Source organism: Photobacterium proteolyticum (assembly GCF_001939735.1).
GTDB lineage: Bacteria > Pseudomonadota > Gammaproteobacteria > Enterobacterales > Vibrionaceae > Photobacterium > Photobacterium proteolyticum.
The window spans coordinates 1-17149 of record NZ_MJIL01000060.1 but is presented as its reverse complement, the minus strand read 5'-3'; the positions used below and the strand labels follow the sequence as shown (position 1 = coordinate 17149).

Here is a 17149-nt window from a genome sequence, read left to right as displayed (position 1 = left end):
AGGCTATTACAGGCCTGCTTTTCTGACCGTCTTTACTATCCTACCTGCCGCTCCTTTGCGTAATCCTACAGCCCCTGCTAACGTTTTTAGATATAGTGCAAAATAGTATCAATCTATTGGAGGTCGGGTGAAAGGACAGTCTTTATTGATTATGTTATGGCTAGGCATCCTACTGTACTCATCGTCTCTTTTTGCTATTCCGTCGCAAACATTCCACCAATGCACCAAGGCTCTGACCTACGATTTGTTTTTCAGTGGCCATAAGATTGGGCAACTTTCACGAACCTTGAACTGGCAAGGCGACAAGGTCACTATTCGCTCATACAGCAAAGTGAATGTTCTGGTCACCAAAAGCAAATTCAGGCAGAACAGCGTCGTCTACTGGTCAGATAAACAAGGCTCGTTTCTTACCCAGTCTTTTACCCGCAACATTACCGGGCTAATGTCGGGCAACACGTCCGCAACCTTTAGCCTCGACGGGCTTAACTCTTCAGTACGCAGGAATGGCAAGACTCGACGTTTCAGCAGCGCGGACATTCCGATACGGGATGGTGATGCGGTCGGTACCCAGATCAGACTCAACCTGATTAATGGAAAAAAGAAATTTGATTTCAAGCTACAAGATACCGAGGACGTTGATCATTACTATTTTGAAGTGAAGCGCCAAGAGAAAATTGACACCCGATATGGCCGGCTGAATACCTTCAGGGTCGAACAGGTACGTAAGAGCGATCGCAAACTCGTGATGTGGTTTGCACCTGATATCGACTATCAACTGGTAAAGGCAACCTACAAGCGTAAGCTCCTCGATCTGAAAGCAACGATCGTGCGCAGTAATATCCAATGCCCCAAGACTACACCACTGAAGACTGCTGACAGTGAAATAACACTGTCGCGCCAGTAATTACTTCATGGTGACCTTACCACCGATGATTTTATATGCCGGCGCTCCCCGTACCAATGTATCTCTGGCAAAGACTCCCTGACAGTTCGGGCAAATGCAGGGCTGTTGGGTGTAATCCTTACTGATCCGCTCTTTAAAGCACTTTACCAGGGCTCCCTTGCCGCCTTTGCGATATTTGAACAACTGGGTTTTACAACCGACACAAAACACATCAACGGTTTTGGTCGGCCCTTTCTTATTGGGTTTTGCCATAACTTCACTAAAGTTGTGATTAAGTGGGGTGACGAACATCCGCAATCAGCTGATCAATCAGCATCAAGTGCTCATCGAGCACGCCAGCCAGATTGCCATATTTAGGTTGCTGACGATCATTTTCAAACGGATGATGCCACCCCTGAGTTGTTTCGACAAATGTTTTGGCAAACTGCTCTGAAATGGACAGGCAACCGGCCAGAACAGTATCAACATAGGTCTGCATAATCGGTTGGACTTCACAAGGCGGCTGGGGATTCGCCCTGATATAAGCCCAGATAGGTTCATTGATAACCATCTTTTGGTTTTCAACAGCATGGCTTGCGGCAACATCGGCAGGATCCAGCTCGATACGGCGATAACCCTTCTCTCTGCGGTCAAATTCTACCAGAGAGTTCTCACCAATTTTCACCAGTACGCCATTGCAATGCCCTTTCCCGAGCATAGCAACCAATGGCGATATCTTGTAGCTGCCGTCAACTTTACCCCAGTGGCGCTGCAAACCGTTCACCGTTGCTGGTACCGCCTTCCCGGTCTGGCTGGTTAACAAACGTGAGTGATGGTTAATTAAACTGCCATAACCGAATATATACATGCCAACTCCTTTAAAACGCCTAGATTGGCAGACCAAAAAACAATGAAAAGTCCTGCCATTCTTGCTGCAGCTGCTCCAGATTACCAGTGCTAAAACGAACAGCAGTTCCCGGCATCGCTTGCGCCAGTCTGGGCACATCCACGCGAGCGATACATCCCAATTTAGGGTACCCGCCCAGTGTCTGGCGATCATTGAGCAATACTATGGGCTGGCCATTCGGCGGGATCTGAATCGCTCCATAGGCAATCGCTTCAGAGATAATGCCACCGATGTCTCCAGCTACTACCGGTCCTTCGAGCCTGCACCCCATCCTATCTGTCTGTTGAGTTACTGTATATATGCTCTGATAAAACTGCTGCTTTGATTCGGCAGAAAAACGGTTGCACTGATACGACTCTATGACCCGTAAGTAAATTGGAGCAGAATAGTCAGGAATATATCGACTCGGTGCCAATCGAGGCTCAAAACTGTCGGTATCTACTGTGCTTTCGACAGGTAGCGAATCTTCTTTATGCAGCGCTCTGCCAGCCTGTATACCTCCCATTTCATTGCGCACCACCGTCGAGACGCTACCAAAGACGGCTGGGACCTTAAAGCCACCTTTTACAGCAAGATATGCACGCACGCCGGAACGCGAACAGGCAAACTTTATAACCTGCCCATCTCTTACCAGAAAACTCCGCCACAGTGTAATCGGCTCACCATCCAGGGTGGCTCCCATATCGGCTCCGGTCAGGGCACAAATCATATCTCCTTGGGCTTTGATGCATGCCTGCCCAAGTGTAATTTCGAGCTGAGAGCAGTCCATGGCATTGCCGACAAGGTAGTTAGCCCAGCAATAGGCATGCAAGTCGGCGGCTCCGCCCTGACTTAATCCTTGTTCGCCCACACCCAGCCGCCCAACATCCTGAAGCAGCGTTAACATACCGGGATGGATTACTTCCAATGAGGCCAAATGCTTCCTCCTTGCTGTAAAAACTGCTCTCTTCCTATCGACTCGAATCTGACCCTATCTCCGACTTCAAAAGGCGACATCGGGTCTTGTAGAGGCGAATACAGCGGCGTTGGGCAATTACCGATGATCTGCCAGCCCCCGGGGGAGTCAGCCGGATATACAGCAGTTTGTTCATTGGCAATGCCAACACTGCCCGCAGGGATCTTCTGGCGCGGTTCGGCATGACGCGGCGTGGCGATCTGGTCATCAACCGATGCCAAGAAAGCAAAACCCGGCGCAAAACCAATCGCACAAACGGTATAGGTACGTTCGATATGGTAAGCAATAACTTGTTCGGAGGTTATCCCGTGCAACTCGGCAAGCGAAACCAGATCCGGACCAACCTCATGATCATAATAAACCGGTAATGTGATCAACTTGCCAGAAGGAGCATCAGACAGCACCTGAGTCAGCTGCGGTGCATAATGGGTAATCGCTTTGTAAAGCGCACTATAGGTAACCAAGCGGGGATGGTACTGAACAAACAGCGACGTATAGGACGGAATCACTTCAATTAAGGCTTTCGGAAAAGTGTCCTTGAGGTATTTCGCCAGCAGTCCGATACGCTGAGTCAGCTGCGTATCAATCTGCTCCCCCAAATACACAATCAGGCTGGTTTCCGACACAGGCTCGATGCGTATCATGGGTTCAGTACCTTGTGCAAGGCTGCTATTGTCGCAATGGACTCATCATTGTCACCGTGAACACACACGGAATCGGCATGAAATGTCAGTGTCTTACCCGATACCGTTGTAACCCTGCCCTCTGCCAGCTCTATCACCTGCTGCTTGATCTTGGTGGCATCGTGATAAACCGCCTCCGGATTCGAGCGCGGTACCAAACTTCCCGTATCGTCGTAGGCTCGATCGGCAAACGCCTCTAATAACAACTCGACGTCATAACGTTCGGCTATCTTCTGATAGTGTGTATTGTCAGGTCGAGCCAGAACCATCAACTTAAGCTTGATAGACCGGTGCTGATTAAGGCCAGAGACGGCTTCAACGATGGCTTCGAAAATACCATCATTCACCATCATATCGTTATACAGCGCGCCATGAGGCTTGATATAAGAAATATGGGTATTGTGAAGCTGGCAAATCGCCTCCAATGCACCGGCCTGGTAGGCGACCAGCCGGGTGACAGCATCGAGGGCATGAGGGATGCTACGACGACCAAAGCCAATCTTGTCGTCATATCCAGGGTGAGCACCAATTTCAACCTGACGGGCAATCGCCCATTTGACAGTTTGTGCCATCACATCCGGATCGGAGGCATGGAACCCACAGGCAATATTTGCCTGATCGATCCAGGGCATAACCGCATGGTCATTACCCATATGCCAGGCACCAAAACTCTCTCCCATATCACAGTTCAATTTCATCGCGTATCCTTGCCTATGAAATAGTTACAGTCTTCTGATTAATTTAACCTTATACATAAAACTAACTGTGATCAATGAGGTTGGATTCTCAGACACAACGAAAAAAGGCTTACCTTTCGGTAAGCCTTTAAGGAGATGGTGCCCCGGGCCGGACTTGAACCGGCACAACGCGAACGTCGAGGGATTTTAAATCCCTTGTGTCTACCAATTCCACCACCAGGGCACGCAATTCTTGATTGCGATGCTCCTAACCAATGTGCTTTTTAAAAAAGCGGTTAGACACCATCTTGATACTGACTTGGTCAATATCACAAAATTTGGAGCGACACACGAGGTTCCCGATCTTCGAGGAGCTAGGCGTGACCTCAACCTTGGCAAGGTTGTGCTCTACCCGCTTAACCTACATGTTTCACTACATTCACCACCGATAGGCAATGAATAATTAAATTGGAGCGACACACGAGGTTCGAACTCGTGACCTCAACCTTGGCAAGGTTGCGCTCTACCAGCTGAGCTAGTGTCGCAAATGGAGGCGCGTCCCGGAGTCGAACCGAGGTCCACGGATTTGCAATCCGCTGCATAGCCACTCTGCCAACGCGCCAAACTGTCTTTCGACTTACCGCTTAACAAGTCTCCCCGTTGCGGTATGGGGTGCATTCTACGGATTGCTCCCAATGAGTCAATAGCAAAATGTCATAATCCAGATCGCTTGCTTGAATTGTGCGCAATTGCTCTATTTTAACAAGCTTTCCGCCTGATTTTTGGCCTTTATTGTGTTCTGAGTTTTACTCTACATATAATCATTAGTCATGATAACCAACAGCAAAACAACTTTTTAAATTAAGCATTACAGTTTAGTTCGCTATTTTCTCTTGTTCAGCCTTAATTTTGCGACAACGAAACTTCACTCAACAACTTTGCTCTTCTGAATCACATCACAAAAAAGCCACTCTGGAATCGAGTGGCCTTATACCCAACCTACCTCAAAAGAATATAGATTACGGGTTCACCAGCTCAACGGCTTCTCTTACCAGTCTGCCGATTTCGTCCCAGTTTCCAGCTTCAATCAATGCCGGTGCGACCATCCAGGTACCACCGCAGCAGTGAACGCGATCAATCGCTAGGTAATCCTTCACATTTGCCTTCCCTATCCCGCCAGTCGGCATAAAGGCAACATCGACATATGGCGCAAGCAGTGACTTGATCATATTGATCCCGCCGGATGCCTCAGCAGGAAAGAACTTCAGGAACGTCAGACCTAACTCTAGTGCTTGCTCAACTTGGCTGGGGTTGTTCACCCCCGGTACCATAGCAATGTCTTGTTCCTGGCAATAACGTACTGTATTTGGGTTCAATCCGGGAGCGACGATAAACTCAGCACCCGCAGCTTTGGCGCGATCAACTTGAGCGGCGTTTAATACTGTCCCTGCCCCGATACACATTGACGGATAAGCTTCACGCATCAAGCGAATAGCTTCCTCTGCCTCCGCGGTGCGAAAGGTAACCTCAGCAACAGGCAGGCCGTTTTCCACCAGCGTTTTAGCCAACGGTACCGCTTGCTCAACATTATTAATTTGAATCACCGGAATGACTTTGAATCCTTTTAACTTTTCAATCAGCTGTTGAGACATTAAACCTTGTTCCTTTTATCTACATTAATTCTTTCATTGCTTCAGACGGAATGATTGCCCCCGGATATTGAATGACAATAGATGCCAGACAGTGACCAAGCTCAGCAGCGGCAGTCTCTGAGCTACCGCTCAAACGCCCAGCCAGATACCCTGCAGCAAAAGAGTCATCGGCGGCACAGGTATCCACCACGTTTTCAACCCTGTTTGCAGCCACATACACGGTATCTGAATAGCGACTCTGCAACCCAGACACGATTTTGCATGGCTCGCAGCCTCGCTTAATAACAGCTTCAGGGCAGCCGAAGTCCTGACACCGCTTCACAATATCACTTTTGCCCCACACCGCATATTCATCATGCTCGGTAAGCAAAGCAATGTCAGCAAAGGGCAAAGCCTGCGAATACCAGTACTGGGCTTGTTTCGACGTCCAAAGCTGAGGGCGAAAATTATTATCAAACAATATCATACCGCCATTGGCTTTATGTTTCTCTAACAAGGTGATTAATACCGCTTTCGCTTCTTCAGCCAGAATTGCCAAGCTAACACCGCTAATATACAGAGCATCAAAGCGATGGTTATCGATAGCCTGTTCGAGTGGCGACCACAGCTCCGAAAAGTAGAACTTCGCAGCACTGTCATTACGCCAGTAATGAAAATGACGTTCACCATTAGGTTCTGTCTCGACAAGATAAATACCGGGCAGCTTGTTCTCAAGCTTTTTCACCATATGAGTCTCAATGCCTTCAGCTTGCCAGGCCCCTAGCATATCCTGACTGATATTATCGGTCCCCAGCGCCGTTGCGTAGCTTACCGTTACCCCCCGTGATGCGCCCAGCCGAGACAAATACAGCGCCGTATTAAGCGTATCGCCACCAAATGTTCGCTGCAGCGGCAGACCACTCAACTCAATCATGCATTCACCAAAAAAAGCAATTCTCACGCCGCCATCCTCTTCTCTGCAGGCTTTATGTAAAGCCTAATGGATGATGGACACCTTACAGCATCACAAAGGTCTGCATTTTGCTAAGTTTTAGATAATTATGTTGAGAATGCTAAATTAGCTTTATCCAGCAAGATGTTGCGTCCTTACACGCTCGTCTCATCCCTCGTACAGCTCTAACGGCAAGCCATCCGGATCGTTAAAAAAAGTGTATTTCTTGCCGGTATATTCATCCACCCGGATAGGCTCAACATCGACCTGGTAACTCTTTAAATACTCGGCGCAATCCTCAACAGAGCCGACAACAAAGGCTAAATGCCTCAACCCACAGGCTTCGGGAAAGCTTGGTCTTGGTGGTGGGGAAGGAAATGAAAACAGCTCAACCTGGCTTCCATCGGGTAACTGCAGATCCAGTTTATAAGATTCACGATGTGCCCGGTAATTCTCTTCTATTACAGACAAACCCAGTACATCGACATAAAAGTGTTTTGATACTGCGTAATCAGAACAGATGATAGCCGCGTGGTGTATCCCTTTTAACATGAATAATGCTCTCTATGAGGCTGCTGAAATATGTAACAATCCCTCAGAGCCCTTTCGAAAGACTCTATTATCATATTCTTAACTATGAGTTTCTAGCCCCAAAAGTGGATCTGAAACGGTTCCTTTAATATGAATACCAAGGTTCCTGACGGCCATTACAGGTCTCATCAGGAACATCTATCTAAAGAATCAAGCCGCTGGAACCCTGGTCAAACTCCCGACCCGTTTCATAGCTAATTTATAGAGTTCTCTGGCTCTTTTGGCTTCACTTTCACTTGGGCGCGTATCATTCTGATAGACCCAATGACAGGATTCAATGACACCTCTAACCTCTTTCAGGCCTAAGAAAGAAGGCGTCGACAGCGCAGTAAGCTCAAGTATCAAAAAGCACAGCTTATAGTGAAACGGCACCATCTGAAACGCCCTGTAAGCATCTTCAATGGCCTGCGTGGCCAAGTTGTTATTACGCTTATCAAAAGCCTGCTCAACCAACTTACCCCCTTCACTCAACCGATGGTTAATTTCAGAATGACAGGCTTCCAGCAACTTTACCTGACTTTGGATCAAGGCCGCATCATCAGCATTACCACATAAGTCTCTGGCAACCTGCATCGTCTTTTCATATTTATCCGGCATACCACAAAAGCCGTATAAGCGGGCGATATTCAGTACCGTGTAGTAGTCATCGATGGGCTTATCATGAATGTTAATTTTGCTAACGATGGTAAAGCAGTCTTCAATTTCACCATGCAGACAGGCAAGTATCGCTACGCCGACCAAGGCCCCCATCTCACTTTCATAGCGCTCTTTGTCCGTATCACCACTCACTTTATGGTCAAAGATGTTATGTCTGGCCTCTTTAACCAACTCCGCACTTTCAACGTTATCCTCTGCATAGATACTGGCAAGCATGAGAGACACTGCAACATTGAGATTAATCCCGTAGCTAAAACGGCTGGTCCCCATCACCTTGCTGGTATAACGCTGATAGCCGATTGCTGCCTTTTCATGTTGTTGCAAGGAAGCGTATAAGTTGGCAATGATCAACTCACGTAGCGGATTGGCCGAATTCACCTTGTGTAAGATATTAAATTGCTCCAAGGCTTCTGGTACCCGGTCTGAGGCCATTAAACATCCCGCCAGATGCTTTCTCGCCAGGGGTTGCTTGGGGTACTTATCGAGGATTTCCTGGAAAACAGCTTCTGCTTCCTTTAGTTCGCCAAGCTCTTTTAGCGCCTGCCCAAAACCGACCCTCGGCCATAAATGATCAGTATGCTTACAGGCTTCTTCATAAAACTGTTTGGCTTCTAGATGGCGTTCTGAACGAAGTAAACAATCACCGTTTATTCTATCTATATACCCTGAATAAGCCGGGAAATTCTTTTTATAACGCTGACAAAGCCCAATTGCGGTTTGAAACTCTTTGTTATCAACGGCCATTAGCAAAGGAAATAAAGCTGACTTTCTTTCAAAGACCATCTCTATTCGCTCGATAAACACAGCACCACAAAATGGCTTAATTAAATAATCATCCGGCTCTAATTCAATAAAATGAGAAACGACCTGCTCTGTGTTATCACCCGTCACACATATAAAAACGCCGTCACTGGGTAAAAGCTTACGCTGTTTTACCTCATCGAAAATAAGCCCGCCGTCAATATGATGACGCATATTGTAATCACTGATGACAATATCATAACTATGACTGGCTAATAGACGGATGGCTTTGAGGCTATCTGTTGTGCTATCGATATTATCATTGGTAATACCTGCACTATTTAGCATTGACCTTAACAATGAAATTGCCGTGCTAGAGTCATCTATCAGCAGAAATCTTTTACCTGTTATCACATTGTAGCCCTCCATAGCCTAACAATAACTGTAAAAATGCCTCTTTAACGATAGGGATTCTTATAGTCTTACCTCAATAATAGTAAAGGGTTAACAATATGAACATTGTTGAATCAACTTTATGATCTAGCACATGTTTCAATAAAGAAACACTTTGCTGTAAAGAATACTAACCACGTAGTAATACGCACAGAGTCCCATATAATGGGCGACTTATTCTTATAAGTAATTTTATATTATCAATTAATCACCAAGAGGAATTAAATAAGCCACCGGCCCGTCAATACCCATTAAGTGTAAAAAAGATGAGCGCTCGCTCATCTTTTTTAAATAATATACGGACTATTATCACAGTTCTTAAATTAAAACTTAAATGAAGTTTATAAATTCAGCGAGCTTGTTTTCGGATAGAATAAAAAGCAATACTGCCAAATAATAAAAATAACAGTATTGGCCCTCCCCATAATAAATAAGTGCTTGGTGATAACTTTGGTTTATACAAAACAAAGTCTCCAAACCGACTCGTCATGTATTTGATGACTTCTTGATCAGATTTGCCCTCATCGACCATCTGGTAAACCTTTAAACGAAGATCCTTAGCAACTGGTGAGTTTGACTCAATCAAATTTTGATTCTGGCACTGTGGGCAGCGCAATCCCTTTGATAAGGCTATAGCTCTATTTTGGTCGACAATTGAACGAAACTGGAAAGTTTCTACCGACTCGACAAGCTCTGTATCTGCAGCCACAAACACTTGCGCTGTTTGTGCATAAACCACCAGCGAACCAGTAAGCCCAGCAATACTAAAGAACATCGCCAGTAACACTCGTTTTAAAGCCCCCGCAGACTTAACCATTTTTCCCCTCCTCAATCTGCTTGAGCACAGGGACAAACTCCTGCTCCCATATTTTTCGGTTAAGCGCGCCGACATAGCGATGACGGATCACACCATAACGATCAACCAAATAGCTTTCAGGCGTACCATAGACCCCCAGGTCGATCGCCAGGCTTCCTTTAGGATCGAAAATCACGGCCTGATATGGATTGCCTGACAAAGACAACTCTTTCAATGCGGCATGGCGATCATCACGATAATTAAGGCCAATAACGCTCATTTTATCCTTCTGAGCCAGCTCCAGTAAAAATGGATGTTCTGACTTGCAGATACCACACCAGGAGGCCCAAACATTCAGCAGCCGAACCTGTCCTGTCAGTGAGGCTTGCGTCAGAGTAAATTGTTCATTATCAAGTGAAGAAAGGCTAAATTCAGGCATTGACCTACCCTGCAATGGCGACGCCGTGGTGGTATTGTCAACGCGCATCGCAAAGGCAATGATAGCCCCACCCAGCAGCACGAGGAGCAAAGGAATAAAGCGGGATATTTTCATTTTTCTCTCCGTCACTGTTTCCACATCACAATCGTGGACAGTGATAATGCCTTGCTTTCACGCGGGTGCATGGCTTTCAGCCGAAGCCTTGCCAACACAGCCAATGTACCACCCAGCATCATTAAGATACTTCCTATCCAGAGCCAGCGGACGAAGGGCTTGTACTGGATCCTCACTGCATAATCTGTCCGGTTCAGTTTCTCACCCAGGGTGATGTAAATATCGCCCTGCCAATACCATTTGATCCCCGGTTCGCTCATATTCATGGTACGAACGGTATAATGACGACGCTGCGGCTTAATCAAGGCTTCAAATTTTCCGTCCTTGCTAACCTCAATATTGGCCTGCTCAGCAGTATAGTTTGGACCGATGAGCAGCTCTGTTTCACGATAGGAAAACTGGTAACCACTTAGACTTAATACGTCACCCGGTCCCATCTTATTGCTCGTTTCTACGGCATAATGGCTGACCAGCGCCGCTCCGACAATCGTCACAGCAACGCCGCAATGCGCTATCACCATGGCAACCAACCTTAACGGTGCATGCCCCAACTGTCGCTCGCGAAGCGCTCTATGCCTGAGGTAGAAAGCCTGTATTGCCGTCATTGAAATCCAAATCGCGGTAATGAATGACAAACAGACAACCAGATTAATCCCGCGCTCGAACCAGACAGACAATGCCACGCCAAGCACAATAGAGACAGACATCGGTGCCAGTGTTCGGGTAATAAGATCATCGGTCGACACGCGATGCCAGCGGATCAATACGCCGAACCCCATAAAGATGAAAAACAAGAAGCTAAGCGGTACAAACAAGGCGTTAAAGTAGGGTGCACCAACTGAGATATTGCCTAAGTCCAACGCCTGGAAAACCATCGGGTAAAAGGTGCCAAGCAGAATTGTCAGCGTCGCAACGGCCAGCAAGCTGTTACCGGCCAAAAACGTCGCTTCTTTTGACAAGAAGCCGAACGTTACCGGACGGCTATGTCGTTCGGCATTCAGTGCAAACAATACGAGCGAGATAATAAGCAGTACCCCGAGTATAGCCAGCAGGGTGATCCCGCGAGTTGGATCCACGGCAAAAGCATGGACCGAGGTCAGTACGCCGGAACGTACGATAAAGGTGCCAAGCAAACTCAAAGAGAAAGTGAAAATCGCCAGGAGCAGCGTCCAGTTACTCAGCGCCTTCCGGTATTCGGTGATGATCAGCGAGTGCATCAGGGCGGTTCCTGTCAGCCAAGGCATCAAGGAAGCATTTTCAACCGGATCCCAGAACCACCAGCCGCCCCAGCCCAGTTCGTAATAGGCCCACCAGGAACCTAATGCGATACCACCGGTCAGAAAGACCCATGAGGCAACTGTCCATGGTCGGCTCCAGCGCGCCCACGGGATCCCTTTATTCTTGGTGGTTAATGCTGCAATGGCAAAAGCAAAGCTAACAGCAAACCCAACGTAGCCCAGATATAACATCGGCGGGTGGAAGATGAGACCGATATCCTGCAACATCGGATTCAAGTCCCGCCCTTCTATCGGTGCGGGTAGCAATCGCAGAAACGGGTTCGATACAAGAAGCAAGAACAGGCTGAAAACCGCCGTCAGAATAGCCAATGTCACTAATACTCTGGCAATAAATGCTTCGTCTCGCCGGCGTGAACAATAGGCAACCGCTGCTGCCCAGCCTGAGAGCGAAAATAACCAAAACAAGAATGAGCCTTCATGGCCACCCCATACCGCAGCTATTTTGAAAAACAACGGCAGTTGGCTGTTAGAGTGATGGGCAATGTAGGCCACGGAAAAGTCATCGGCAGCAAAACTGTATCCCAGCAGGATGATAGCGACCGAAATAAAAATAAAAGCGCCATAACTTAATGGCCATGCATAGCGAGTAAGGTATGAATCCTTTTTGATCAAACCGACAACTGGAACAGTTCCTCCCAGAAGCGCGAAAGCAAATCCCAATATTAATGCATAATGTCCAACTTCAGGGATCATTGAATTTCCTTAAAACTTTGTCCTGTCACCATCTTGATGTAACCCGAAAATCTCGGCCTTGCCCTCGATCAATGAACCAGGTCTATTCACAATATCTTTATCGCTACAAGAAACAATCTGATGATAAACAGTCACTTCTTATGCAATCAATTAAGTAAACATTTTTAGCAACTGAAACAAATCGTCACAGCAAACGCTGTGACGATAATTTATTTACTTACCTAACTGCCATTACAGCGTTGTCATTTGTCCTGCATACAAAATGAAGGTACGTAGCATAAGCACACCCACCAGGCTAAGCGTGGTGACAAGCATAATGTAAGCTTTGTTATGCCTAACGACTGACGGACTGACTGCGTTAAGTGCCAGCGGTGCCAGCATTCCTGCACCAATAACACCATACCAGAACCATGTAGCCCAGAACCCACCGCCAATTGCCGCAGCTGCCGCTGCCTGGCTCTGCCCACCGCCAAAATAAAGGCCAGTAAAGAAAGCAACCAAAACAAACAGCTCAAACAATACCACCGGGCGTTCAAACTTGTGGATCCAGCCTACACTTGCACTGTGTGCCGACTCTTTGAACACCAGCACACCGAACATCAGACAAGCTGCTGCACCGGAAGACAAGCTAGAGAACAGGAACAATATCGGCAGAATTGGATTGTTCAGTAGCGGGAACGTCTGTAGTGCCGACAACAAGAAACCAGTGTAAGCAGCCAGCAACACCGCAAGGAAGCCAAGAAATAGCTCCACACTGTTTTCAAAACGCTCAATGAAAGCCAGCACCTTGTCAACGATAGGCAAACGGCCGTTCAACAGCTTCCCGATATCATATTTGAATATCACACCAATCCAGGCAAACAGCACAATCATGTAGACCTGGAACAGGATGACCCCCATCGACATCACTGACGTCGTGTTATAGAAGATCATGATCTTCCAGAACATCAACGGCTTGGTCAGGTGGAAAATCAAAATGGTCAAACCGGCAATAATACCGAACGGTGCCAGGATGGCCGTGGCCTTAATGATCCCGTTGGTACTTGGATGGCCCTGGATCACTTTACGTTTAAGATAGATAGAAATCATCACGGCCCCGGCAGACATACCTGCCAAGAACAAATAGACCGCAATGATCCAATCCCAAACTAGTGAATCAAAATAAAAGGCATCGGCAAATGTAGTACTCATCCTTTTATCTCCCCTTTTCCGTGTGGCACTTTATACAGCTTCGGCTGCGTTCCCAGTTCTACCTTTGAGCGGTACACAGGTTTTTGCTTGATCAGCTGAGACACCTTGCTATTTGGATCATTCAAGTCACCGAATGTCAGTGCCTTAGTCGGGCATGACTCCACACAAGCTGGCTCTTTGCCTTCTTTCAGGTTGGTCTTGCGGCAAAAATCACACTTGTCGGCTGATTTGGTTTCAGGATTAAAGAAACGGACCTGATAAGGGCACGCTGCCAGGCAATAGCCACAGCCCACACACTTGTCACCATCAACATCAACAATCCCGGTTTCAGGATCCTTGAACGCCGCGCCTGTCGGGCACACGTGCACACAAGGTGCGTTATCACAATGCTGACAAGAGATACGGGTAAACTGATAGTCAACATTCGGGTATTCACCCTGAGGTTCGCTTCTGACGATTTGCAATCGAGAAACACCTTCCGGCACCTTATTCACTTCGCGACATGCTTCGGTACAGGCCGTACAACCGATACACAGAGTTTCATCGTGTACCATGCCGTAACGCTTTGGCCCATCTTCCATTGTCGCAGCCAGAGTCTGGCGGCCCAACAAGTTACTGCCACTCACACCAGTGGTAAAAATAACAGCCCCGGCACCGGCTAAAAAATTTCGTCTTGAACACGTCATACCATCATCTCCTACTTCTCTTTTTTCTGGTCTGAGTGACAGTCGACGCACATCTTGATCTTCGACTTTCTTTCAATACCTTTCATCGGATCTTTTTCCGGGTGAATGGTATGGCATGACGCACAGGAAAGATCGAGCGCGTGAACATCGTGTGTCCAGTTCACTTCGCGTAAGTCTTTCGGTTCGTGGCAGTTCACGCAGGTTTCATTTTGCTTTGCAATCCATGCCGGATCGGCCGCTGGTTTCTCAGTGCCTGCAACAGTCTGAGCTGCGGCGAACTTGGTCACCATTGGCGCACCGTCACGGTGATTCTTACCCACTTTGCTGTGACAATCTGTACATGTCATATCACGGTTAGTCTGAGCATGGATTACATCGCCATGCGCCCCTTTTAGCGTGTCTCTTTCATCTTTATGGCATTGCGTACAGGCGTAATCGCGATCCCGGATAAATTCGACAACATGTTGGCCTGACTCTTGTGTAATTACCGAAGGTTTCGCTGTTGTGGCTCCCTCAGCCTTCGAGTCTGCGGCAACATTCATTGAGAAACCAAAAATACAGATGGCTACAAAGAATGTAATCACCGTATTCATGGCTACTTTATAATTGCCCATTTTTCACCTTTTTATCTTCCCGAATTACCAGCCCATTCCAGAAGGCGGCAATTGGCGCTTATATTTATTTTGCACATCATAGAGCTGCAATAGTTGTTTTAACAAAAACTTAAAACGATACTTAATTGCAATTGAAATCAATTCTTATTTACTTAAAATATTAGCCACAACGCTTAACACGTATATTTAATAATGTTTTTAAATATGAAAAATTGAGTCAGGTAGCAAATACCCCTTAAGTAGCATCATAAATGCCCTTTTCATGATTAAGATCAATATTGAAAACAGCAATAAGTAATTGATTTAATGGAATTAAAAATAAAAACCGCAGCCACATAACCACGATTAATGTAAATACCCCTTTGGGGTTATTTGGGTGGTAATTCTATCGAGGTTCAGTTTTTGACATCTTCCCTTTGATCCAAAACAACAAAGCCACCACTTATATTAACAAGGCTTCATTTTTTGATATTATTTATTAGAACTCCAATTCTTAGTTACTGATTTAGCTGCACTCACAACGCTTAGCTTGTTAATAATTAGAATACTGGAGTGACAAATCGTGAGAATTAAATGGACGCGAAATACTGCCGCAGTCGCAGCTTTGTTGTCTGCGTTATGTTTATCTGCCAATGCCAACGCAGCTGAAGATAGCGGCAAAACAAGAATTGAACCTCGCAACGAACATTTTGCGAAGTCTCATGCCGATCAATTTAAAACCTGGGAAGCGACCAAAGAAAGCGAAGAAATTGATGATGCGCTTGCTGGCGATCCTAATATGGTTGTTCTGTGGGCCGGTTACGGTTTTTCCAAAGACTACAACAAAGCCCGCGGCCACTTCTATGCTGTTACCGATGTGCGCCAGACCCTACGTACTGGCGGCCCAAAGGACGAAAAAACAGGTCCGATGCCAATGGCATGCTGGAGCTGTAAAAGCCCTGACGTGGCCCGTGTAATCGACGAGCGTGGCGAAGACGGCTACTTTGAGGGCAAGTGGGCCCGCCTAGGTGCTGAAATCAACAACGCAATCGGCTGTTCTGACTGCCACAACACCGGCAGCAAAGAATTTGCCGAAGGTAAGCCGGCGCTGACCCTGACACGCCCTTATGTTAACCGTGCTATGGAAGCGATTGATATGAAGTTCGAGGATCAGTCTCGCTTCGATCAGCAAGCCCAGGTATGTGGCCAGTGTCATGTTGAGTATTACTTCACCGGTCCGACTAAAGGCGTTAAGTTCCCATGGGATAAAGGTACTGGCGTTGATGAAATGGAAGCTTACTACGACGAGATCGGCTTTAAAGACTGGACTCACGGCGTATCTAAAGCACCAATGCTTAAGGCCCAGCACCCTGGCTATGAAACCTGGCGTGAAGGCATCCATGGCAAGAACAACGTAACCTGTATCGACTGCCATATGCCTAAAGTCCAGAACGAAGACGGCAAAGTGTTCACCGATCATAAAGTCGGCAACCCATTTGACCGCTTTGAAGATACTTGTGCGCAGTGTCATACCCAAGATAAAGAAACACTTGAAGACGTTGTTGCTACCCGCAAAGCAAGCGTTCAGGAAATGAAGCTACGTGCCGAGAAGCAGATTGTTGCAGCTCACTTCGAAGCGAAAGCTGCATGGGATGCAGGTGCTACCGAAGAGGAAATGAAGCCAATCTTGATGGATATCCGTCATGCACAATGGCGCTGGGACTACGCGATTGCATCTCACGGTGTTCACATGCACGCACCTGACGTTGCACTACGTGTTCTGGGTACTGCGCTTGATAAAGCAACTGATGCCCGTACCAAGGTTGTTCGTTTGCTAGCAACAAAAGGTATCACGGAAGAAATTCAGATCCCTGATATTTCTACCAAGGAAAAGGCACAACAGGCACTTGGCATGGATATGGACAAGATGAATGCAGATAAAGCTGAATTCCTGAAAACTATCGTTCCAGAGTGGGACAAGCAAGCCAAGGTTCGCGAAGCCTCTTACTAAGGTCAGCCTTATTTAATTAGGTAAACCAAAAAACACAGCCCCCTCTCTAATAGAGGGGGCTTTTTGCATTTCACCCTTCATTACCCCACCCTAGCCCTCCCCTTGAAAAGTGGAGGGTGTAGTGGTCAACAGATTCCGGACATTGTTTTAAGCTGATTTTCGGCATTAACTGGCGACAGCCCATCATTGGCTTGGTGC

Annotated in this window: 17 protein-coding genes and 3 tRNA genes; 2 read left to right on the top strand and 18 right to left on the bottom strand. The window is 46.9% G+C overall.

Annotated elements, in window-relative coordinates:
* Positions 1 to 127 precede the first annotated feature (127 nt).
* Positions 128 to 904, top strand: a complete 777-nt coding sequence (locus BIT28_RS09420; protein WP_245823671.1) for a DUF3108 domain-containing protein — start codon at positions 128 to 130, stop codon at positions 902 to 904.
* Here BIT28_RS09420 and BIT28_RS09415 read toward each other — a convergent pair whose 3' ends face one another.
* The 18 genes from BIT28_RS09415 to nrfB form a co-directional block, all read right to left on the bottom strand.
* Positions 905 to 1156 carry a hypothetical protein gene (locus BIT28_RS09415; protein WP_075763458.1) on the bottom strand — a complete coding sequence of 84 codons (252 nt, stop codon included), beginning with the start codon at positions 1154 to 1156 and terminating at the stop codon, positions 905 to 907.
* Positions 1157 to 1175: 19 nt separating this feature from the next.
* Positions 1176 to 1751: a gamma-glutamylcyclotransferase family protein gene (locus BIT28_RS09410; protein WP_075763315.1), complete on the bottom strand. Its 576-nt coding sequence runs from the start codon at positions 1749 to 1751 to the stop codon at positions 1176 to 1178.
* A 19-nt stretch (positions 1752 to 1770) separates the two neighbouring features.
* Positions 1771 to 2706, bottom strand: coding sequence for a 5-oxoprolinase subunit C family protein (locus tag BIT28_RS09405; RefSeq protein WP_075763314.1), 936 nt, complete (start codon positions 2704 to 2706; stop codon positions 1771 to 1773).
* A complete protein-coding gene (gene pxpB, locus BIT28_RS09400; protein ID WP_075763313.1) occupies positions 2688 to 3389 on the bottom strand; it encodes a 5-oxoprolinase subunit PxpB in 702 nt (233 codons plus the stop codon). The genes BIT28_RS09405 and pxpB overlap by 19 nt, the downstream gene beginning before the upstream one ends.
* A complete protein-coding gene (locus tag BIT28_RS09395) occupies positions 3386 to 4126 on the bottom strand; it encodes a 5-oxoprolinase subunit PxpA (RefSeq protein ID WP_075763312.1) in 741 nt (246 codons plus the stop codon). Before BIT28_RS09395 ends, pxpB begins: the two co-directional genes overlap by 4 nt.
* Positions 4127 to 4262: 136 nt before the next feature.
* Positions 4263 to 4349, bottom strand: a tRNA-Leu gene (locus tag BIT28_RS09390).
* Positions 4350 to 4574: 225 nt separating this feature from the next.
* Positions 4575 to 4650 (bottom strand) — tRNA-Gly (locus BIT28_RS09385).
* 3 nt (positions 4651 to 4653) lie between these two features.
* Positions 4654 to 4727, bottom strand: a tRNA-Cys gene (locus BIT28_RS09380).
* Between the two features lie 397 nt (positions 4728 to 5124).
* Positions 5125 to 5757: a bifunctional 4-hydroxy-2-oxoglutarate aldolase/2-dehydro-3-deoxy-phosphogluconate aldolase gene (locus BIT28_RS09375; RefSeq protein WP_075763311.1), complete on the bottom strand. Its 633-nt coding sequence runs from the start codon at positions 5755 to 5757 to the stop codon at positions 5125 to 5127.
* A 19-nt stretch (positions 5758 to 5776) separates the two neighbouring features.
* Positions 5777 to 6697 (bottom strand): sugar kinase, encoded by a 921-nt coding sequence (locus BIT28_RS09370; RefSeq protein WP_075763310.1) that lies wholly within the window; start codon positions 6695 to 6697, stop codon positions 5777 to 5779.
* Positions 6698 to 6856: 159 nt separating this feature from the next.
* On the bottom strand, positions 6857 to 7240 hold the full coding sequence (gene gloA2 / locus BIT28_RS09365) for an SMU1112c/YaeR family gloxylase I-like metalloprotein (protein ID WP_075763309.1): 384 nt from the start codon (positions 7238 to 7240) through the stop codon (positions 6857 to 6859).
* 189 nt (positions 7241 to 7429) lie between these two features.
* Positions 7430 to 9091, bottom strand: a complete 1662-nt coding sequence (locus tag BIT28_RS09360) for a tetratricopeptide repeat-containing response regulator (protein WP_089153673.1) — start codon at positions 9089 to 9091, stop codon at positions 7430 to 7432.
* Positions 9092 to 9479: 388 nt separating this feature from the next.
* Complete coding sequence (gene nrfF / locus BIT28_RS09355) at positions 9480 to 9905, bottom strand: heme lyase NrfEFG subunit NrfF (protein ID WP_245823676.1); 426 nt, start codon at positions 9903 to 9905, stop codon at positions 9480 to 9482.
* Positions 9906 to 9939: 34 nt separating this feature from the next.
* Positions 9940 to 10479 carry a DsbE family thiol:disulfide interchange protein gene (locus BIT28_RS09350; protein ID WP_075763306.1) on the bottom strand — a complete coding sequence of 180 codons (540 nt, stop codon included), beginning with the start codon at positions 10477 to 10479 and terminating at the stop codon, positions 9940 to 9942.
* 11 nt (positions 10480 to 10490) lie between these two features.
* Positions 10491 to 12470: a heme lyase CcmF/NrfE family subunit gene (locus tag BIT28_RS09345; RefSeq protein ID WP_075763305.1), complete on the bottom strand. Its 1980-nt coding sequence runs from the start codon at positions 12468 to 12470 to the stop codon at positions 10491 to 10493.
* A 231-nt stretch (positions 12471 to 12701) separates the two neighbouring features.
* Positions 12702 to 13661 (bottom strand): cytochrome c nitrite reductase subunit NrfD, encoded by a 960-nt coding sequence (gene nrfD / locus BIT28_RS09340; RefSeq protein WP_075763304.1) that lies wholly within the window; start codon positions 13659 to 13661, stop codon positions 12702 to 12704.
* On the bottom strand, positions 13658 to 14347 hold the full coding sequence (gene nrfC / locus BIT28_RS09335; RefSeq protein ID WP_075763303.1) for a cytochrome c nitrite reductase Fe-S protein: 690 nt from the start codon (positions 14345 to 14347) through the stop codon (positions 13658 to 13660). Before nrfC ends, nrfD begins: the two co-directional genes overlap by 4 nt.
* Positions 14348 to 14358: 11 nt before the next feature.
* Entirely contained in the window at positions 14359 to 14961 is a 603-nt protein-coding gene (gene nrfB, locus BIT28_RS09330; protein WP_075763302.1) for a cytochrome c nitrite reductase pentaheme subunit, read from the bottom strand.
* Between the two features lie 562 nt (positions 14962 to 15523).
* Between nrfB and nrfA the strand changes: the two genes are divergently transcribed.
* On the top strand, positions 15524 to 16951 hold the full coding sequence (gene nrfA, locus BIT28_RS09325; protein WP_075763301.1) for an ammonia-forming nitrite reductase cytochrome c552 subunit: 1428 nt from the start codon (positions 15524 to 15526) through the stop codon (positions 16949 to 16951).
* Positions 16952 to 17149 lie beyond the last annotated feature (198 nt).

Bases quoted from the DNA above. Each gene is read 5' to 3' on its own strand.
- BIT28_RS09415 (WP_075763458.1), bottom strand. From the start codon at position 1,156: ATGGCAAAACCCAATAAGAAAGGGCCGACCAAAACCGTTGATGTGTTT.
- BIT28_RS09410 (WP_075763315.1), bottom strand. From the start codon at position 1,751: ATGTATATATTCGGTTATGGCAGTTTAATTAACCATCACTCACGTTTG.
- pxpB (WP_075763313.1), bottom strand. From the start codon at position 3,389: ATGATACGCATCGAGCCTGTGTCGGAAACCAGCCTGATTGTGTATTTG.
- BIT28_RS09395 (WP_075763312.1), bottom strand. From the start codon at position 4,126: ATGAAATTGAACTGTGATATGGGAGAGAGTTTTGGTGCCTGGCATATG.
- BIT28_RS09375 (WP_075763311.1), bottom strand. From the start codon at position 5,757: ATGTCTCAACAGCTGATTGAAAAGTTAAAAGGATTCAAAGTCATTCCG.
- gloA2 (WP_075763309.1), bottom strand. From the start codon at position 7,240: ATGTTAAAAGGGATACACCACGCGGCTATCATCTGTTCTGATTACGCA.
- nrfF (WP_245823676.1), bottom strand. From the start codon at position 9,905: ATGTTCTTTAGTATTGCTGGGCTTACTGGTTCGCTGGTGGTTTATGCA.
- BIT28_RS09350 (WP_075763306.1), bottom strand. From the start codon at position 10,479: ATGAAAATATCCCGCTTTATTCCTTTGCTCCTCGTGCTGCTGGGTGGG.
- BIT28_RS09345 (WP_075763305.1), bottom strand. From the start codon at position 12,470: ATGATCCCTGAAGTTGGACATTATGCATTAATATTGGGATTTGCTTTC.
- nrfD (WP_075763304.1), bottom strand. From the start codon at position 13,661: ATGAGTACTACATTTGCCGATGCCTTTTATTTTGATTCACTAGTTTGG.
- nrfC (WP_075763303.1), bottom strand. From the start codon at position 14,347: ATGACGTGTTCAAGACGAAATTTTTTAGCCGGTGCCGGGGCTGTTATT.
- nrfB (WP_075763302.1), bottom strand. From the start codon at position 14,961: ATGGGCAATTATAAAGTAGCCATGAATACGGTGATTACATTCTTTGTA.